15 protein-coding genes are annotated in these 19,095 nt (G+C 71.9%); 5 read left to right on the top strand and 10 right to left on the bottom strand.

From position 1 onward, the window contains the following. Positions 1-130: 130 nt before the first annotated feature. Positions 131-949: a DUF6227 family protein gene (locus CRV15_RS16815; RefSeq protein WP_003953833.1), complete on the top strand. Its 819-nt coding sequence runs from the start codon at positions 131-133 to the stop codon at positions 947-949. Positions 950-1,053: 104 nt separating this feature from the next. Here CRV15_RS16815 and CRV15_RS16810 read toward each other — a convergent pair whose 3' ends face one another. Next, positions 1,054-2,784 (bottom strand): MFS transporter, encoded by a 1,731-nt coding sequence (locus CRV15_RS16810; protein WP_003960794.1) that lies wholly within the window; start codon positions 2,782-2,784, stop codon positions 1,054-1,056. Positions 2,785-2,846: 62 nt separating this feature from the next. On the opposite strand from CRV15_RS16810, the gene CRV15_RS16805 reads away from it, so the two are divergent. Beyond that, positions 2,847-3,809: a helix-turn-helix transcriptional regulator gene (locus tag CRV15_RS16805; protein ID WP_003953835.1), complete on the top strand. Its 963-nt coding sequence runs from the start codon at positions 2,847-2,849 to the stop codon at positions 3,807-3,809. 58 nt (positions 3,810-3,867) lie between these two features. Here the strand turns inward: CRV15_RS16805 and CRV15_RS16800 are convergent, their stop codons facing one another. Then, positions 3,868-4,869, bottom strand: a complete 1,002-nt coding sequence (locus CRV15_RS16800; protein ID WP_003953836.1) for a sigma-70 family RNA polymerase sigma factor — start codon at positions 4,867-4,869, stop codon at positions 3,868-3,870. A 549-nt stretch (positions 4,870-5,418) separates the two neighbouring features. On the opposite strand from CRV15_RS16800, the gene CRV15_RS16795 reads away from it, so the two are divergent. Continuing rightward, positions 5,419-5,811: a hypothetical protein gene (locus CRV15_RS16795; RefSeq protein ID WP_003960795.1), complete on the top strand. Its 393-nt coding sequence runs from the start codon at positions 5,419-5,421 to the stop codon at positions 5,809-5,811. A gap of 58 nt (positions 5,812-5,869) precedes the next feature. On the opposite strand, the gene CRV15_RS16790 is transcribed toward CRV15_RS16795, so the two are convergent. Next, a complete protein-coding gene (locus CRV15_RS16790) occupies positions 5,870-6,751 on the bottom strand; it encodes a dioxygenase family protein (RefSeq protein ID WP_003953839.1) in 882 nt (293 codons plus the stop codon). Positions 6,752-6,839: 88 nt separating this feature from the next. Between CRV15_RS16790 and CRV15_RS16785 the strand changes: the two genes are divergently transcribed. Further along, positions 6,840-7,355: a MarR family winged helix-turn-helix transcriptional regulator gene (locus tag CRV15_RS16785; protein ID WP_003953840.1), complete on the top strand. Its 516-nt coding sequence runs from the start codon at positions 6,840-6,842 to the stop codon at positions 7,353-7,355. A 169-nt stretch (positions 7,356-7,524) separates the two neighbouring features. Here the strand turns inward: CRV15_RS16785 and CRV15_RS16780 are convergent, their stop codons facing one another. Beyond that, positions 7,525-9,084: an MFS transporter gene (locus tag CRV15_RS16780; RefSeq protein WP_003953841.1), complete on the bottom strand. Its 1,560-nt coding sequence runs from the start codon at positions 9,082-9,084 to the stop codon at positions 7,525-7,527. Between the two features lie 237 nt (positions 9,085-9,321). Beyond that, positions 9,322-10,065, bottom strand: a complete 744-nt coding sequence (locus CRV15_RS16775; protein ID WP_003960796.1) for a TetR/AcrR family transcriptional regulator — start codon at positions 10,063-10,065, stop codon at positions 9,322-9,324. A gap of 253 nt (positions 10,066-10,318) precedes the next feature. Between CRV15_RS16775 and CRV15_RS16770 the strand changes: the two genes are divergently transcribed. Beyond that, positions 10,319-11,593, top strand: coding sequence for a M6 family metalloprotease domain-containing protein (locus tag CRV15_RS16770; RefSeq protein WP_003960797.1), 1,275 nt, complete (start codon positions 10,319-10,321; stop codon positions 11,591-11,593). Positions 11,594-11,639: 46 nt separating this feature from the next. Here the strand turns inward: CRV15_RS16770 and CRV15_RS16765 are convergent, their stop codons facing one another. From CRV15_RS16765 to CRV15_RS16745, 5 genes are all read right to left on the bottom strand, one after another. Beyond that, positions 11,640-13,301, bottom strand: coding sequence for a class I adenylate-forming enzyme family protein (locus CRV15_RS16765; protein ID WP_003953844.1), 1,662 nt, complete (start codon positions 13,299-13,301; stop codon positions 11,640-11,642). 424 nt (positions 13,302-13,725) lie between these two features. Then, positions 13,726-15,384, bottom strand: a complete 1,659-nt coding sequence (locus tag CRV15_RS16760; RefSeq protein ID WP_003953845.1) for a bifunctional uroporphyrinogen-III C-methyltransferase/uroporphyrinogen-III synthase — start codon at positions 15,382-15,384, stop codon at positions 13,726-13,728. After that, positions 15,381-16,340 carry a hydroxymethylbilane synthase gene (gene hemC / locus CRV15_RS16755; RefSeq protein WP_003953846.1) on the bottom strand — a complete coding sequence of 320 codons (960 nt, stop codon included), beginning with the start codon at positions 16,338-16,340 and terminating at the stop codon, positions 15,381-15,383. The genes CRV15_RS16760 and hemC overlap by 4 nt, the downstream gene beginning before the upstream one ends. After that, complete coding sequence (locus CRV15_RS16750; RefSeq protein ID WP_003960798.1) at positions 16,337-18,001, bottom strand: glutamyl-tRNA reductase; 1,665 nt, start codon at positions 17,999-18,001, stop codon at positions 16,337-16,339. The genes hemC and CRV15_RS16750 overlap by 4 nt, the downstream gene beginning before the upstream one ends. Continuing rightward, on the bottom strand, positions 17,998-18,723 hold the full coding sequence (locus tag CRV15_RS16745; RefSeq protein ID WP_003960799.1) for a redox-sensing transcriptional repressor Rex: 726 nt from the start codon (positions 18,721-18,723) through the stop codon (positions 17,998-18,000). Before CRV15_RS16745 ends, CRV15_RS16750 begins: the two co-directional genes overlap by 4 nt. Positions 18,724-19,095 lie beyond the last annotated feature (372 nt).

Genomic DNA, 19,095 nt, shown 5'->3' with positions numbered 1-19,095 from the left:
CGTTGCCCCGAAACCTGGGAACTTCACAAAGACTTCCCTCGTTTTTCGGAACGAGTGGACGCACTGTCAGATCGAGGGGCTACTTTTAGCAATCAGCGAGTTACTTGCGGCGACTGCCTGGAGACCCACTGTGAACGATCCGTATGAGACGACCGAGACTCACCTCAAGCGGCTCCTGGGCCGGGCGCTCAACTCCTTCGAGCTGCCCGACGCGACCGTCGAGCGTCTCGACTCGGCGTTGGCGCACGCGAGTTCACTGCACTCCTCGCACCACAGCGGCACCCTCGATCGGGCGACCTACCGGCACGCCTTCCTGCTGAGCGACGGCAGTTCCCTGGTCCTCTGGGAGCTGGTCCACAGCTCCGGGCCCGACATCCTTGAGCAGCACGAGCTGTACACGGAGGAGGCGGAGGTGCGGCTCGCCGCCTCCCGGCTGCCCGCCGGATTCCCCGGTTTCGCCGACGCGGGCGATCCGGACGAGCCCGCCGAGCGGGAGCGCCCCGGCCCCTTCGGCACCGTCCCCGGCCTCTCCGGGCCACCCGGGGCGCTGCCGGGGATCGACGCCGAGGTCGCCCTGCTCGCCGGAGTGATGGCCACTCCCCCGGCCGCGCTGCCCCGGATGTACGTCCCGGACAATTCGGCGGACCACGCCCGCCGTGTGCTGCGCCGCGCGGAGAACATGGACCGGCCCGGCGAGGAGACCGCCGGGCTGCTGCGGTCCGCCTTCGCCCACCACATCACGCAGGTCTTCGCCCGGCAGTGCCAGGTAGCGGGCAAGGACGCCGGTTTCACCCTCTACGAGCACGCCTTTCTGCTGTTGGACGGCGCCGAGGTGAGCCTGTGGGAGGTGGAGCACACAGCCACCCCCGACGGCCGCCACATGTGCGAGGTGTACGAGGCCGAGCACACCGCCCGGGAGGCGATGGAGCTGCGCGCCCGGGTGCGCTGAGCCCGAAGCCCCATCCGTAGCCGTACCGCCACCCCCCACACCACCCGGTGAGCGGTCCGCTGCGGTCACAGGGTGACCGCAGCCGTCCCGTCACCGTCGCGCTGTCAGCGGCCCGAGGTCGTGAGCTGCGGTTCCGGCGCTCCCGCCGCGTCACCGTCGCTGTCCTCGCCGCCACCGGCGGCGGCCCCTTCCAGATGCTGCTTCGGCCGCGCGGGCAGCAGGAACATCATCAGGAAGATCAGACCGAGCACTCCGGCGACCCACCCCAGGGAGTTCTGGAAGCCGTCCCCGAAGGCACGGCCGAGCATCTCCCGCAGCGCGTCGGGTTCCCCGGCGGGACCGCCCCCCGCAGCCGGGGCCTCGCCCGAGCCCGGATCGGCACTCCCGTGCCCCGAGATCCCGTCGCCGACAGCGGCGGGCATCGACCCGAAGAAGACCACCGAGACCAGTCCGAGGCCCAGCGCCGTTCCCGTCTGCTGCACCGTGCTGATCAGGCCGGACGCCGAACCCGCGTGCTCACGCGGCACCTCGGACAGGATCGCGTCCGTCAGCGGGGCCACGATCAGACCCATCCCCGCGCCCATGAGCAGCAGCGCGGGCAGCATCTGCCAGGGGCTGATGTCCGTGCCGTAGTGGTCGACCGACCACAGATAGAGGAGCACACCCGCGGCCATGGTGGCCGCTCCGGCCTGGAGCACCTTCCGGCCGAAACGGGGCACGAGCTGCTGCACGGAGACACCGGCGGCCACCGAGACCGCGAGGGAGAAGGGCACACCCGTCAGTCCGGCCTTCAGCGCCCCCCAGCCCAGACCGATCTGCATATAGAGCGTCCACACCAGGAAGAACACCCCCATGACGACGCCGAAGGTGAGCTGGACGGCGATACCGGCGGCGAAGCTCCGCACCCGGAACAGCGACAGCTCGACCAGCGGGGAGCCGTCCTTGCGTGTCTTGTACCGCTCGTACAGGACGAACGCGGCCAGCACCAGCGGGCTGCACAGCATGGAGACATGGCCCCACAGCGGCCAGTCCAGCTCACGGCCACGGGTGAGCGGGTAGATCAGCATCATCAGCGCGGTGGTGACCAGGACGACGCCGACCAGATCGAGCCGGAGCGCCTTCGGGGCGCGGGACTCGGCGATGTAGATCCGGCCCAGGATGACTCCGGCGATGCCCACCGGCAGGTTGATCAGGAAGATGGGCCGCCAGCCCAGGCCGAACAGGTCCCACTCGGTCAGCAGTGCGCCGAGTAGCGGACCGGAGACCGCGCCCAGTCCGACGATGGCGCCGAAGAGGCCGAAGACCTTGCCGCGCTCATGGGCGGGGAAGGTCGCGTGCACGATCGCGAGGACCTGCGGCACCATCAGCGCGGCCATCGCGCCCTGGAGAATCCGGGAGCCGACCAGCATCTCGGTGGTCAGGGCGAAACCACAGAGCGCGGAGGCGAGCGTGAAGCCGGTGATACCGATGAGGAAGAGCCGCTTGCGACCGTAGATGTCGCCGAGGCGGCCACCGGTGATCAGTCCGGCGGCGAACGCGAGCGCGTATCCCGCCGTGATCCACTGGATGGCGCCGAAGGACGCGTCCAGGTCGCTTTCGATGGCGGGGATCGCGATGTTCACGATGGTGACGTCGACCAGGTCCATGAAGGCGGCGGTCATCACGATCGCGAGGGCTATCCAGCGGCGGCGGTCCGCCGGGGCCTCCGGGCCCCCGGCGGCGGCCGGAGACCCGGGCTCGGCGGCTCTGCTGTGCGGTACGGAAGGTCCGCCCGTCCGGGCGGGAGTGGTCTGCGGGTGCGGCGGGCTGGTACCGGACGGGTCGTGTGAACTCATGGGAACGACACTAGGCGCCCTATAGGCCAGAACGCGTCCTATTAAGACGGCATCCTTGGCTCATGACGGACACCCCGGCGAGACTGCTGACCCTGCTCTCCCTGCTCCAGACCCCGCGTGAATGGCCGGGCAGCGAGCTGGCCCGGCGGCTGGAAGTGAGTCCCCGGACCATCCGCCGCGACATCGACCGGCTGCGGGAGCTGGGCTATCCCGTCGAGGCCACAAAGGGACCGGTCGGCGGATACCGCCTGGTCGCGGGCACAGCCATGCCTCCGCTCACCCTCGACGACGAGGAGGCCGTGGCGATCGCCGTCGGGCTGCGCGCCGGAGCGGGCCATGCCATCGAGGGCGTCGAGGAGGCGTCCGTCCGGGCCCTGGCCAAGCTGGAGCAGGTCCTGCCGTCCCGGCTGCGCCACCGGGTGACCGCACTTCAGGCGGCGACCTTCCCGCTGACCCGGGGCGACGGCGCGACGATCGACCCGCACACCCTCACGACGATCGCCGGTGCGGCCCGGGGGCAGGAACGGCTGCGGTTCGACTATCGCGCCGGGGACAGTACCCGCACCAAGCGGCTGGTGGAGCCCTACCGTCTGCTGTCGACCGGCTATCGCTGGTATCTCATGGCCTACGACCTGGAACGGGCCGACTGGCGGACCTTCCGGGTCGACCGGCTGACCGGGCCCTTTCCGACGGGCGAGCGCTTCACCCCCCGGGAGCTGCCGAAGGGAGGCGCCGGGGAACTGCTCGGGCACACCCTGATGCCCCGCCAGGAGTACGACGTGGAGGTGGAGTTCAACGCTCCGGCGGCGACGGTGGCGGCGCGGCTCCCCCGGTCCCTCGCCGCTCCGGAGCCGCTGGGGGAGGCGGAGTGCCGACTGCGGACGCGGTCGACGGACACCCTGGAGTGGCTGGCACTCCGGCTGCTCATGGTCGGCTGCGAATTCCGGGTCGTCGGGCCGGAGCCGCTGGTCACCCATGTCCAGGAGATGGCCGCCCGGCTGGCACGCGCTTCCGGCACCCGCTGACCGCAGGGCCCCTGGGCCCGTACGGACCCGAGGGGCCCGGGTCACGGGGACGGGACGCTCAAGCCGCCTCGTCGAAGCCGGTGTCCCGGGCCATGCGCTTCAGCTCCAGCAGCGCGTGCTTCTCGATCTGGCGGATGCGCTCACGGGTGAGGCCGTGCTCCTTGCCGACCTCCGTCAGCGTGCGCTCACGGCCGTCCATGATCCCGTACCGCATCCGGATGATCGACGCCGTCCGCTGGTCCAGCTTGCCGATCAGATCGTCCAGGCCCTCACTGCGCAGCAGGGTGAGCACCGACTGCTCGGGCGAGACCGCCGAGGTGTCCTCCAGCAGATCACCGAACTGGGTCTCACCGGCGTCGTCCACCGCCATGTTCAGGCTGACCGGGTCGCGCGCCCAGTCGAGGACATCCGTGACCCGCTCCGGGGTGGATCCCAGCTCCTGGGCGATCTCGGCGGCCTCGGGCTCACGGCCCTTCTCGCGGTTGAACTCGCGCTGGACACGGCGTATCCGGCCCAGCTCCTCCACCAGGTGGACGGGGAGCCGGATGGTGCGGGACTGGTCGGCTATGGAGCGGGTGATCGCCTGCCGAATCCACCAGGTGGCGTAGGTGGAGAACTTGAAGCCCTTGCTGTAGTCGAACTTCTCCACCGCGCGGACCAGGCCCGCGTTGCCCTCCTGGACCAGATCGAGCAGGGGCAGACCGCTGCGCGGGTAGCGCCGCGCGACGGCGACGACCAGCCGGAGATTGGACCGGATGAACACGTCCTTCGCGCGCTCACCCTCGGCAACCAGCGCTTCCAGCTCCTTGTGGGTGGCACCGCCGGCATCGCTCTCGACCCCCTGGTCGAGGATCTGCCGGGCATAGACGCCCGCCTCGATGATCTGGGACAGCTCGACCTCTTTGGCGGCGTCGAGCAGCGGCGTCCGCGCGATCTCGTCGAGATACATACCGACCAGGTCGCGATCGGCGGTCTCGCCGCTCACTGCGCGTACGCTACCGGCCCGGCCGGTGGTCCCCTTGGTCTCGGACCGGCGACGGGCGACGGCACGGGTTGCCATGCGAGCTCCCTTGCTGAGTAGGCCGCGACACCCTTGCGGGTGCCCTGCATCCGATGGAAACAACGACTGGAATCCGGACAGAATTCCCAGGCCCCTCGTCAATTTTTACGATCTTGCAGTATCCTGCCCGGCCGCCATGGGCGGGCAGTCGACCGATGGACCGGCAGAGGTGCAGGTCAGGCCAGGTCAGATCGGTTACGGAGGGCGATTCTCCGTGCCCGCCGCGCGCCGCCCCCAGCTGTCCCATGAGACGCCCGTCACATGTCCTGTCCGGCCCTTCCCCGTTTCTGCTCCCCCCGCTGGGAAGACGGCTCCCACCCCGGGAAAGGTTGCCCGGCCCCTCCCTCCCGGCCCCCTCCCGTCTCGGAGCACGCCCGTGCACGGGCGTCGACGCCCGGTCCGGGTCGCCACGGGGCACGGGGCCGGTGCTCACCCGCGCACCGCCCGGAGCCGGCGCCGGGCCGGGAGCCGACCCCGGCGCTGCTCGGCCCGGAGGTGTGGGAACACCGCCCGTCACGGACCTGACCTGCGGCTGCCTGGGGTCCGGCCGTGGAGGACCACCGCACCGCTGCTGCCGCGCCGCCGCCCCCGGACCGCAGCGGGGTCCTCGACGAGGCGCTCGACCGCATCCATGCCGCCGGGCCCGGGCGCGACGGCCGGATCGGCGGCCACGCGCCCATGGCGGTGGAGGCCCTGGTGCGCCAGGGTCGGGCGGGAACCGTCCACCGTCGGCTCGACCGCTGCCAGGACCTCCTGGAGGGGCATGCCCACGCCGAGCGCCGAGGTGACCGCCGGGAACTGGCCCTCGGCGGCCCCCGCCGCACCGCCGACCGGGCCCGCCGCTTCGAGCGCGAGACCGCCGAGCCCCTGACGCACCGTCCTCGCCGGGTGGTGGCCCCGGCCGCCCGCCCGGTCTGGCGGGCGGCGCCACCCCTGCGGTGATCCGCACCCATGGGCCCCGCGCCCTGCGCATCTGCGGACGGGCCCGGCGCGCCGTGCGTCAGCCGTACTGGACGGAGCGCTTGGCCAGCCCCATCCAGAAGCCGTCGATCACACTGCGCCCGGCGTCCAGCTCATCCTCTGCGGCCCCCAGCGTGACGAAGAGCGGGGCGAAGTGCTCGGTCCGGGGGTGTGCCAGCCGTCCCGCCGGGGACGTGTGCTCGAAGTCCAGCAGGGCGTCGATGTCGGCCGCCGCGAGGGCGCGCTGCCCCCAGTCGTCGAACTCGGCGGACCAGGCGGGAATTCCGCCCTGTCGCAGCGCCGCCAGATTGTGGGTGAAGAAGCCACTGCCGACGATCAGTACGCCCTCGTCCCGCAGGGGCGCGAGCCGCCGTCCGATCTCCATCAGCCGCTGTGGATCGAGGGTCGGCATCGAGATCTGGAGCACGGGGACATCGGCGTCCGGGTACATCTCGACCAAGGGGACATAGGCACCGTGATCCAGCCCCCGGTCGGGCATGTCCTGGACGGGAGTGCCCGCGCGGCGCAGCAGCTTGCGCACAGCGGCGGCGAGCCAGGGGGCGCCCGGGGCCTCGTACCGCACCGTGGAGTAGCGCTCGGGGAAGCCCCAGAAGTCGTAGACGAGCGGCCGGGTCTCCGTGGCGCCGAGCGTGAGCGGGGCCTCCTCCCAGTGGGCGGAGATCATCAGGATCGCCCGGGGGCGCGGCAGCCGGGCGGACCAGGCGGCGAGCTGCCCCGGCCAGACGGCGTCGTCCGCGAGGGGCGGGGCGCCATGGGAGAGATAGAGGGCGGGCGTCCGCCCTCCGGTCCTGTCCCCGGCCGGGGACCCGGCGGGGGAGGCTGCGGAGGAGGCGGCCTCAGCGGGCGGGGCGGAGGGACCGGCGGGGAAGCCGGGGGCGGCGGAAGCCGGGGTGGCGGTCATGACGGAACTCCATCATTTGAACTTTCAAGCTCCCCTCACCCTAGACCTATGTAGTTCAACATTCAAGGACAAGTCGTAGAGTGGTGGTATGAACACGGCATCAGCGGCAGGAGGCGAGCGCGAACCGCGCTGGCTCACCGATGACGAGCAACGGGTGTGGCGGGCCTACCTCCATGCCACCACCCTGTTCGACGACCATCTCGACCGCCAGCTCCAGCGGGACGCCCGCATGCCGCACATCTACTACGGGCTGCTGGTGCAGCTCTCCCAGGCGCCCCGGCGGCGCAAGCGGATGACCGAGCTGGCGATCGACGCCAAGATCACCCGGTCCCGGCTCTCCCACGCCGTCGCCCGGCTGGAGAAGAAGGGCTGGGTGCGCCGCGAGGACTGCCCGACCGACAAACGCGGGCAGAACGCCGTTCTGACGGACGAGGGCTTCGCGGTGCTGAAGCAGGCGGCACCGGGCCATGTGGAGGCCGTGCGCCAGGCCATGTTCGACCGGCTCACTCCCGAGCAGGTGCGCCAGCTCGGCGAGATCATGCGGATCGTCGCGGAAGGCCTTCAGCCCCAGGACCCGGCCGCCGACCTGCCCTGGCTGCGCTGAGCCCGCGCGCACCGCACCGCCGGGCAGCCCCCGCACCCACGCATGCCCTGTCCGGTCCGGTCCGGTCCGGTCCGGACAGGGCATCGCGCACCTCCGTCACCCCCCGGGAGGGGCGACGGAGGTGACGGGCCGCAGCGGGCGGGTGCCCCCGGGGCGGCCCGGGACGGCCTCAGTGGACGACGACCGGCACCTTCACCTCGTCCTCCGCGTCCCCGGTGCCGCCCCCGGCCGCACCGATCTCCGGACGTCCGCTGTTGACCAGCGTGAACGCGATCGCCGCCGAGGCGACCAGGATGCCGACCGCCCACCAGATGGCGGAGGTGAAGCCGTGCACCATGCCCTGGAACTCCAGCACCTTCGGATCGGCGGCGCCCGCCGCGTGGTCCGCGATGTACGCGGTGGTCGCCGACGCCGCGATCGTGTTCAGCAGCGCCGTACCGATGGCACCGCCGACCTGCTGCGAGGTGTTGACCATCGCGGAGGCGACACCGGAGTCCGCCGGGTCGACACCGAACGTCGAGAGCGACATCGCCGGCATGAACGCCGTACCCATGCCGAGACCCAGCAGCAACTGCGCCGGGAGCACCACCGTGGTGTACGAACTGTCCAGGTCGAGCTGGGTCAGCAGCAGCATGCCCAGCGCCGCGAGCAGGAAGCCCGGGGCCATCAGCAGCCGGGGCGCCACCCGGGTCATGAGCCGGGTGCCGATCTGGGTCGAGCCCACGATCATGCCGACGACCATCGGCATAAAGGCGAAACCGGTCTTGACCGGCGAGTACCCCCGGACGACCTGGAGGTAGTAGGTGAGGAACAGGAAGAGGCCGAACATCGCGATGACCGCGAGACCGAGCGAGAGGTAGACACCGCCTCGGTTGCGCTCGGTCAGGACACGCAGCGGCAGCAGCGGGGCCTTGACCTTGGACTCGACGGCGACGAAGGCGGCCAGCAGCACGGCGGAGAGGACGAACATGCCGATCGTCCAGCCGTCCGTCCAGCCGGAGTGCTCGGCGCGGGTGAAGCCGTACACCAGGGCCACCAGACCCGTGGTGGAGAGGATCACGCCGGGGATGTCGAGCGGGGCGCGGTTGCGGGCGCCGCTCGGCTCGCGGATCACGAAGTAGGCGCCCAGCGCGGCGACGACCGCGAAGGGGATGTTGACGTAGAAGGTCCAGCGCCAGTCGAGGTACTCCGTGAGGAAGCCGCCGAGCAGCAGGCCGACGGCACCGCCACCGCCCGCGATGGCGCCGTAGATGCCGAACGCCTTGGCGCGCTCCCGCGCGTCGGTGAACATCACCGCGAGCAGCGAGAGCGCGGCGGGCGCCAGCAGCGCGCCGAAGACGCCCTGGAGCGCACGGGCCCCGAGCATCATCGCCTCACTGGTCGCCGCGCCGCCGAGCGCGGAGGCCAGGGCGAAGCCGCCGAGACCGGCGACGAAGGTGCGGCGGCGGCCCCAGATGTCGGCGACCCGGCCGCCGAAGAGCAGCAGTCCGCCGAAGGCGAGGGCGTAGGCCGTGATGACCCACTGCCGGTTGCCGTCGGATATCCCCAGGTCCTGCTGGGCGGTGGGCAGCGCGATGTTCACGATCGTCGCGTCCAGCACCACCATGAGCTGGGCCAGGGCGATGAAGATCAGCGCCTTCCAGCGCTGGGGGTCGGCGGCACCCGGTTGGTTCGGGGCGAGGGGTTCGGACGGTCCGGTGGTACCGGTGGTGTGGGCTGTTTTTGACATGCGTGGAGCCACCTAGGAGAGCGAATCCGCTGAAAACGGAGAGAAGTATTGGGCTGGGTCGGCGGTACGGCGCGGCCGCGGTGCGGTGTCGGCTCAGCACCGCGGGTCACGCGTCGGTCCGGTCCCGTCCCGGTGCCGCTGTGCGTCGGCACCGCGGGGTCCGGGCACGGCGCGGACGGCGCGCCGTGCGGATCGTGGTCACACGGCGGTCGCCGCGCTACGGGTCATGCACGTCGTTCACCCATCGGTACGCGCACATTCGCCTCGCAGGGCCTCCAGGGTGACGGTGCTGCCGGGCAGTTCGGAGCGGGCGGGGGCTTCGAGACCGTCCACGAAGATCTGGACATGCCGGTGGACGAACCGGTCGAAGTGGGTGCACCCGGTCCCGGGCAGCGGGCGGGTGAGCTGGGAGAGCCCGACCATGAAGTCGCCGACCCCGACATCGGGGCGCATCCGGCCCGCGTCCTGCGCCCGCCGCACCAGCTCGGCCACGGCGTCCTCCAGCCGCTGCCGCCCGGCGATCAGCTCGGGGTGGTCGTGGTCGAAGGTGCCGGGGAGCATCAGACAGAGCGCCCCGATCTTCTCCTCGACCGCGTTGTCGGCGAAGCGGCGGACCGCGTCGAAGGGGTCGCTCGCGCGCCCGGCCGCCTCCTCCGCCTTCGCGGTGGAACGGGAGAGCACCGCCACCACGACCCCGTGGACCAGGGCGTCCCGGTCGGGAAAGTGCCGGTAGAGCGTGGCATTGCCGACGCCCGCCCGACGGGCGACGTCGTCCAGCGGGACCGAGGGGCCGAACTCCACGAAGAGCTCGCGCGCGGCCGACACGATCCGCTCCCGGTTCCGCAGGGCGTCCGCCCTGGGCCGGGAGGCCGACCGATGGCCGCCGCCCTTCGCGTGCACGCACACCTCGTGCGACGCCTCCTCGTACACCACGGCCCCCGTGACGCCGTCGGTGCCCGCGGGGCTGCCCGTGGGACTCATGACTCCATCCCCTCTTCTCCCTCTCACCCCTCGAAGCGGGGAAAGCCTCCCCATTTCTTGGGGACATGAAGTCAAACGGGGAACCCGTCCCCGCTTGTTTCCCCATTCGATGTGACCTGCATCACATCCACTATCTCGGTGGGCACCCGGACGGACCACCCCGCGCGCGTACGGCCGTCCCCCGTCACAGGCTGATCGGACAGAGCGCGGCCCGCGCCCGACGGGCCGCCCGGGACCGAAGGCGGTGGGCGGTATGCGGCGCGGACCTCACCGGATACGCCGGATACGCCGCCTCGGCACGCTCACCGCCCTCACGGCACTCTCCTTCGCCGCCCTGACCACGGCGGACGAGATCCCCTACGCCCCCAACAGGACCTCGGCCGGCCCGGCGGCGGTCCCGGGACGGATTGGGGTCGGCACCTGCCGCCTCACCCCCGGCCCGGGCGTCCAGATGTCCGAGGGCACACCGACGCCCCCCGGCTACTCCCGTTCCACCGGCGAGATCCGCGCCCTCAATCTGATGATCGACTTTTCGGACGCGGTCGGCGAGGGAAAGGCGCTGGACCGGCTGGCCGAATTCTTTCCCCAGACGACGGACTGGTTCCGCACCAGTTCCTACGGCCGCCTCCACTACCTCCCGCAGACACCCGTCCGCGACTGGCTGCGGATGCCCCTGCCGTTCGAGGAGTACGCCATAGAGCGCGGCGCCCCGTACGACCCGGCCTACCGCAAGCTCGTCGACGACGTGATCGCGGTCGCCGATCCGCAGGTCGACTTCAGCGCCTACGACCTCGTCAACGTCCTGGTCACCCCCAACGCCGGCCCCTCCGCGCTGGACACCGTGCTCTCCGTGACGTTCTCCGGCAACGCGGAGGCACCCGTCGCCGACGGCGTACCCCTCGCGAACACGTCCTTCGTCTACAGCCGCCAGGACGACGGCTCCGGAACCCACGCGGAAACCGGCTTCCGCGTCCTGCCGCACGAGAACGGCCATGTCTTCGGGCTGCCCGACCTCTACACCGCCGACGGCGGCGGCGCGGTCGGGCACTGGGACATCATGTCCGAGGACTGGGGGGTCAACAACGACCTGCTGGCCTGGCACAAGTGGAAGCTGGGCTGGCTGGACGCGCAGCAGATCGGCTGCGCCTCGGCGCCGGGCAGCACCACCTACACACTGACCCCGCTCGCCCGCCCCGACGGCCCGAAGATGACCTACATACCCCTGTCGGGGAACTCCGGTTACGCCGTGGAGGTCCGTACCCGGGGCGGCAACGACGAGGCCGTCTGCCGCCCGGGTGTCCTGATCTACCGGGTGCACGGCGACGTGGACACCGGGGAGGGACCGGTGACCGTGATGGACAGCCAGGAGGACAGCGGCGGCTGCACCCGGCGCCCCAATGTCCACGCGGAGCTGTCGGACGCGCCGTATCAGCCGGGGCAGACCTTCACCGACAAGGAGAACGGCGTGCGGATCGCCGTCCTCTCCGGACGAAGCGGAACCTACCGGATACACGTCACCCGCACCTGAGCCCCCGCTCCCCGCGGTCACCCGCGCCCGGGCGTCCCGCCGCCCGTCATCCCAGGCCGAAGAAGTCCTTCCGCAGCTCCCGCTTGAGGATCTTGCCCGTCGGGTTGCGGGGGACGTCCCCGAACACCACATGGGCGGGCACCTTGAAGGCCGCCAGCCGCCCCCCGGCGTACTCCCTCAGCTCCGCCTCCCCGGCGCCCGCGCCCGCGCGGAGCTGGACGACGGCCGCGACCTCCTCGCCGAGCTGGGGGTGGGGCACCCCGAAGACCGCCGCGTCCTCGACATCCGGATGCCCGTGAAGCACCCCCTCGACCTCGGCGCAGTACACGTTCTCGCCGCCCCGGATCACCATGTCCTTGAGCCGGTCCACGATCGTCACCCGGCCCTCGTCCATGACGGCCAGATCACCCGTGCGGAACCAGCCGTCCCGGAACGCGTCCGCGGTGGCCCGCTCGTTCTTCCAGTACCCGCGCATCAGCGACTGCCCGCGCAGCCACAGCTCACCGATCCCGCCCTCCGGCAGCGGCTCCCCGTCGGGCCCCGCGATCCGCGCCTCGACGGCCGGTGCCGGACGGCCGACACAGCCGGGCTCCCGCCGGTACTCGTCACCCTGACCGGCCATCACACCGCCGCTGGTCTCCGTCAGGCCGTAGCCGTTGCGCGGAACGATCTGCTCCCCGAACCGGGCGGTGAGCCGCCCCACGAGGTCCGGCGGCGCGGGGGCGCCCCCGGTGCCGAGGCTGTTGAGCGTCTCCAGACCGCCGCCGCGGCGGTCGGCGGCGTCCAGGAGCTGAAGGGCGGTCGTGGGCACACCGGCGTAGCCCGTGGCCTGGTGCCGGACGATCAGGTCGAGCGCCCGTTCCGCGTCCCACTTGCGCATGAGGACGAGGGAGCCGCCCACCGCCATCGACAGCACCAGCGAGCTGAACGCTGCGACATGGAAGAACGGGAAGGTCATCAGGGTGACGGGCGGGGGCTCCGCGCCCGGGACGGCACCCTTCGCGAGTGCGGCGGCGGCGATGTAGAAGAGGGGATTCCGGGCGGCTCCGGCCATCGCGAGCTGGGTGGCCACGGCACCCTTGGGCTGTCCCGTCGTCCCCGAGGTGTACATGATCATGGAGTCGTCCTCGGGCCGCACCTCGACAGCCGGAGGGGCGGTACCGGGATCGGCCGCGCCGAACTCCTCGTACCGTTCGACCGCGGGCGGAACCTGCGCGTCCGCGGCGTGGAACACGATCGTCCGCGCCCCGTTCGCACGGCGCCAGGCGTCGACCCGGGGCAGTCGCTCACCGTCCACGAGCAGCAGCCGCGGAGTGCAGTCGTCCAGCGCGTACGTCAGCTCCTCCTCGGTCCACCAGGCGTTGAGCGGAACGGAGACGAGCCCCGCGAGCTGCGTGGCCCAGAAGGCCACCTGCCACTCGGGGTGGTTCCGCATCGCCAGGGCCACGCGGTCGCCGCGGCGCAGCCCGTACTCCTCGTGGAAACGGCGCGCCAGCGCGCAGGACGCCGCGAAGAACTCCCCGTAGGTGCAGGTGGTCCGCTCGCCGATCAGGAACGGCCGGTCGCCGAAGGCGTGGACGGGCTCCATGAACTCTCTGAGCGTACGGGGACCCGTGGCGTAGACCAGAACGCCGTCCTCGCCCCTGGTCACGGCGAAGGGGGCGCCGGGCGCGCAGAGCGCGGCCTCGTGATCCCGGGGGTGCGCCATGTTCCCGCCTCTCTCCTGAGCGGCTGACCGACTCGGTCCCGACGAACCGCCCGGCGAAGGTACGCGGGCACCCCCTACCCGTCAAGGACCACGACCACACTCGGCCGGTCACGTCCCGGCGATCGTCGGGGCCCGCCCCCGAACCCCGCGCCTCGATCGCCGGCGGGGCCGAGAGTTCCAGCCCAGGGGCGCACTGCACGGGGACGATCGCGGACACCACAGCGAGCGCACGCAGCGAGCACCCCGCAAGGCTGAATTCCAGCCCCCGCGCCCGGCCTTCCCCGAGGCAGAGGGGCGAGCACCCCAGTGGCTGGATTCCGGGCCGTCGGGCCACCCGACCCGTATGCCGAAGGGCCCTGGCCCCGTGCCGCGCGTGGCGGTACGGGGCCAGGGCCCTTCCCGGTCGACCGGAGCCCAGGGCCCCTCAGGTGGTGCGGCGGCGACGGCCGCCGGGGCGGCGTTCGGAGGGGCGGAGGACGTGTTCGCCGGCCTCCACCGCGGTGAGCCGGCGCGCCGCGCCGAATTCGGCCAGCGCCTCGGCCAGCCGGTGCACGGACGGCTCGGGCGACAGGACGTCCACCCGCAACCCGTGCTCCTCCGCCGTCTTCGCGGTCGCCGGACCGATGCACGCGATCACCGTGACGTTGTGCGGCTTGCCCGCGATCCCGACCAGATTCCGCACCGTCGAGGACGAGGTGAACAGGACCGCGTCGAAGCCGCCACCCTTGATCGCCTCACGGGTCTCGGCCGGCGGCGGCGACGCCCGCACCGTCCGGTACGCGGTGACGTCGTCGACCTCCCAGCCCAGCTCGATCAGGCCCGCGACCAGCGTCTCCGTGGCGATGTCCGCACGCGGCAGGAACACCCGGTCGATCGGGTCGAAGACCGGGTCGTACGGCGGCCAGTCCTCCAGCAGACCCGCCGCGGACTGCTCACCGCTCGGCACCAGGTCCGGCTTCACACCGAAGTCGACCAAGGCCCGCGCGGTCTGCTCGCCCACCGCCGCGACCTTGATCCCCGCGAAGGCGCGCGCGTCGAGCCCGTACTCCTCGAACTTCTCCCGCACCGCCTTGACCGCGTTGACGGACGTGAAGGCGATCCACTCGTACCGCCCGGTGACCAGGCCCTTGACCGCCCGTTCCATCTGCTGCGGAGTACGCGGCGGCTCGACGGCGATGGTCGGGACCTCGTGCGGGACCGCGCCATAGGACCGGAGCTGGTCGGAGAGCGACGCCGCCTGCTCCTTGGTCCGCGGCACCAGCACCCGCCAGCCGAAGAGCGGCTTGGACTCGAACCAGGCGAGCTGGTCCCGCTGCGCGGCGGAGCTGCGCTCACCGACCACGGCTATCACCGGCCGGTGCCCGTCCGGGGACGGCAGCACCTTCGCCTGCTTGAGCGTCTGCGCGATGGAGCCCAGCGTCGCGGTCCAGGTCCGCTGCCGGGTGGTCGTCCCGGCGACCGTGACGGTCAGCGGGGTGTCGGGCTTGCGGCCCGCCGCCACCAGTTCACCCGCCGCCGCGGCGACCGCGTCCAGCGTGGTGGAGACGACGGCCGTGCCGTCGCTCGCGCCCACCTCGGTCCAGCAGCGCTCGCTCGCGGTACGGGCGTCCACGAAACGGACGTCCGTCCCCTGTGCGTCCCGCAGCGGCACACCGGCGTACGCGGGCACGCCGACCGCGGCGGCGACACCGGGGACGACCTCGAACGGGATGCCCTCGGCCGCGCACGCCAGCATCTCCTGGCCCGCGTCGGCGTCGAGACCGGGATCGCCGGTCACCGCTCGGACGACCCGCTTGCCGCCCCGCGCCGCCTCCATGACAAGATTGACCGCATCCCTGAGTACAGGGATTCCGGCGGCTGTTGACGCATCGTCAACAGTCGTCAGCTCCGGCGCGCTGACGCTCGCCCGCGCATGGCCGCGTACCACTTCGAGCACCTCTGGCTCGGCGATCAGTACATCGGCACCCGCGAGCGCCTCGACAGCGCGCAGGGTCAGCAGTCCGGGATCGCCGGGACCGGCGCCGAGGAAAGTGACGTGCCCGTGTGCCGAGAACGCCGAGGACGGGTTGGTGGTGGGGCTCAAAGTGCTCGCTCCCCCATAAGACCGGCCGCACCCTTGGCGAGCATCTCGGACGCGAGTTCGCGACCGAGCGCGATGGCGTCGCCGTGCGACGTGGGTACGGGACCGGTGGTGGACAGCTGCACCAGCGTCGAGCCGTCGGTGGTGCCGACGACGCCGCGCAGGCGCATTTCAGTGACAACCTCCTCATCGCCCAACAGGTCGGCGAGCGCTCCCACAGGTGCGCTGCAGCCGGCCTCCAGGGCGGCGAGCAGGGAACGCTCGGCGGTCACGGCGACCCGGGTGTGCGGGTCGTCCAGTGCGCCGAGCGTCGCGGCGAGGTCCGCGTCGGCCGCGGCACACTCGATCGCCAGTGCCCCCTGGCCGGGGGCGGGCAGCACGGAGTCGACCGACAGCACGTCGGTCACCTCGTCCGCCCTTCCGATGCGGTTGAGACCGGCCGCGGCGAGTACCACCGCGTCCAGCTTCCCGCTCCGTACATATCCGATCCGGGTGTCGATGTTGCCGCGGATCGGCACGGTCTCGATGCGCAGTCCGTGCGCGCGGGCGTACGCGTTCAGCTGCGCCATCCGGCGCGGCGAACCGGTGCCGACCCGGGCCCCGTCGGGGAGCCGGTCGAAGGTGAGCCCGTCCCGGGCCACCAGGACGTCCCTCGGGTCCTCGCGCCGCGGTATCGCCGCCAGCGCCAGCTCGTCGGGCTGCCCGGTGGGGAGGTCCTTCAGCGAGTGAACGGCGAAGTCCACCTCACCGCGCAGCAGCGCCTCACGCAGCGCCGCGACAAACACACCCGTGCCGCCGATCTGCGCGAGCTGCTCCCGGGAGATGTCTCCATATGTGGTGATCTCGACCAGTTCGACGGGTCGTCCGGTCAGTCGGCGCACCTCCTGAGCCACCTGTCCGGACTGGGCCATGGCGAGCATGCTGCGCCTGGTCCCCAGCCTCAGTGCCCTCTCGGTCATACGCGCCCTCGGTTCTTGACTTCTGCGTCATTCAGGTCGGCCCGGCTGACGGAGGCGACCGTCTCCGGGTCGAGGTCGAAGAGTGTCCGCAACGCGTCGGCGTACCCGGCGCCGCCGGGCTCGCTCGCCAACTGCTTCACCCGCACGGTGGGCGCGTGAAGGAGTTTGTCGACGACACGGCGGACGGTCTGGGTGATCTCGGCACGCTGCTTCTCGTCCAGGGAGGGGAGCCGGCCTTCGAGCCGGGTGATCTCCCCGGCGACGACATCGGCGGCCATCGTGCGCAGGGCGACCACGGTGGGTGTGATCCGGGCGGCGCGCTGGGCGGCGCCGAAGGCGGCGACCTCGTCGGAGACGATCCGGCGGACCTGGTCCACGTCGGCGGCCATGGGGGCGTCGGCGGACGCCTCGGCCAGCGACTCGATGTCGACCAGGCGGACCCCGGGCACCCGGTGGACGGCATGGTCGATGTCGCGGGGCATGGCGAGGTCGAGCAGGGCCAGCCGGACGGGGCCGCCGGGGACAGCGGTGTCGCCCGCGGGCCCGGGGGCGGGCACGGTGCGGACGGCCACCGGGCGGTCGGCGTTCTCCAGCCACAGCCCGTGCTGGGTCATCTCGTCGGCGGATGTGCCGCGGGTGGTGTCGAGTCCCACGGGACAGCGGGCGTCGGTGCCGTCGGCGGCCTCCGCGGACGCGGTGTCCACGGAACGGTCGTGCACCCGGCCGTCGCGCGCGGCGGTCGCGGCCAGCCGGGCGACCAAGCTGCCGTCCGGGGCGCGCAGATCGGCGGGCTCCGCCGGGGCGGGGACGCCCGCCGGGACGGCGGCGCTGGACTCGGCGAGCGCGGCGAGCACCGCGTCGGCGGTCAGCACCAGACCGGTCGCGCCGGTGCAGGACACCACCGCGTCGGCACGTGTCAGCTCGTCGGCCACGGAGGTCATGGGGACGGCCCGGGCGCTCGCCCCGGTCTCGGAGAGCACCGCCGCCAGCCGGGTCGCCCGGTCCAGGGTGCGGTTGGCGATCACCAGCTCGCCCACGCCGAGGCGGGCCAGCGTCGTCGCGGCGAGCGAGGACATCGAGCCCGCGCCGATCACCAGGGCGCGCTTGCCCGCGGCCCACTGCGCGACCTCGGCGCCGTCGGCGAGCTGTTCGAGGCCGAAGGTGACGAGGGACTGACCGGCCCGGTCGATCCCGGTCTCGCTGTGGGCGCGCTTGCCCACCCGCAGGGCCTGCTGGAAGAGATCGTTCAGCAGCCGCCCGGCGGTGTGCAGGGCCTGTCCGCGGGCGAGGGCGTCCTTGATCTGGCCGAGGATCTGCCCCTCGCCGACGACCATGGAGTCCAGTCCGCACGCCACCGAGAAGAGATGGTGGACGGCCCGGTCCTCGTAGTGGACATAGAGATAAGGAGTCAGCTCCTCCAGGCCCACCCCGCTGTGCTGGGCGAGCAGCGTGGAGAGCTCGGCGACACCGGCGTGGAACTTCTCCACATCGGCGTACAGCTCGATGCGGTTGCAGGTGGCCAGTACCGCCGCCTCGGCGGCGGGCTCGGTGGCCAGCGTGTCCGCGAGCAGCTTGACCTGGGCGTCCACGGAGAGCGCGGCCCGCTCCAGGACGCTCACCGGTGCGCTGCGGTGGCTCAGTCCGACGACCAGCAGGCTCATGCCGGCATCACGGCGGGCATGTCCCCGTCAGGTCCTTTCCGGCCCGGTCCCCCGGACTCCTCACCGGCCTTGCGCTGCTCGTGGAAGGCGAGGATCTGGAGTTCGATCGACAGGTCGACCTTGCGCACGTCGACGCCTTCGGGCACCGAGAGCACCGTGGGCGCGAAGTTGAGGATGGAGGTCACCCCGGCGGCCACCAGCCGGTCGCACACCTGCTGGGCGGCGCCCGCGGGCGTGGCGATCACACCGATCGACACCCCGTTGTCGCTGATGATCTTCTCCAGCTCGTCGGTGTGCTGGACCGCGATGCCCGCCACGGGCTTCCCGGCCATCGCCGGGTCCGCGTCGATGAGCGCGGCGACCCGGAAGCCGCGGGAGGCGAATCCGCCGTAGTTGGCGAGGGCGGCGCCGAGGTTGCCGATACCGACGATCACCACGGGCCAGTCCTGGGTGAGCCCCAGCTCCCGGGAGATCTGGTAGACGAGGTACTCCACGTCGTATCCGACGCCCCTGGTCCCATAGGAACCGAGGTACGAGAAGTCCTTGCGGAGCTTGGCGGAATTCACCCCGGCGGCGGCGGCCAGCTCTTCGGAGGAGACCGTGGGCACGGAGCGCTCGGAGAGCGCGGTCAGCGCCCGCAGATACAGCGGGAGCCGGGCGACGGTGGCCTCGGGAATTCCTCGGCTGCGAGTCGCCGGTCGGTGATTTCGGCCAGTTGCCACGGTGCTCCTGCGGGATGAGCGAGGCTCTGGGCGGCCAAGTGTTCCCAGACCGCCCCGTCGACAGCAGGCTATGTCTTTGTGAACGCGTGCACAAAGATGGTGTCCGTTTTGTCCGAGCAAAGTGATCGGGGTCACGCGCTTTGTCAGCGTAAACATGGAACCGCGAGCCGTACCGGGCCGTTCGAGCGACGAAGGGGGCAAAGCTGGACACACTCCTCACGTAGGGGCCCGCGGGACCGCTCCACTGTGCCCGGTTCCCCCGAGTCTCGATAGAGGCATGACAAGGAACGCCGGAGGCGTCCGCCGTCACAAAGGCAATCGCCACCTCCGCTTCCCGGGCCGCCCCCTCGGCCCTTGCGGGCCCCCGGACCC

Source organism: Streptomyces clavuligerus (assembly GCF_005519465.1).
In the GTDB taxonomy this organism is placed as follows: Bacteria; Actinomycetota; Actinomycetes; order Streptomycetales; family Streptomycetaceae; genus Streptomyces; species Streptomyces clavuligerus.
The sequence above is the reverse complement of the archived record's forward strand: the minus strand, read 5'-3'. Positions and strand labels throughout refer to the sequence as shown.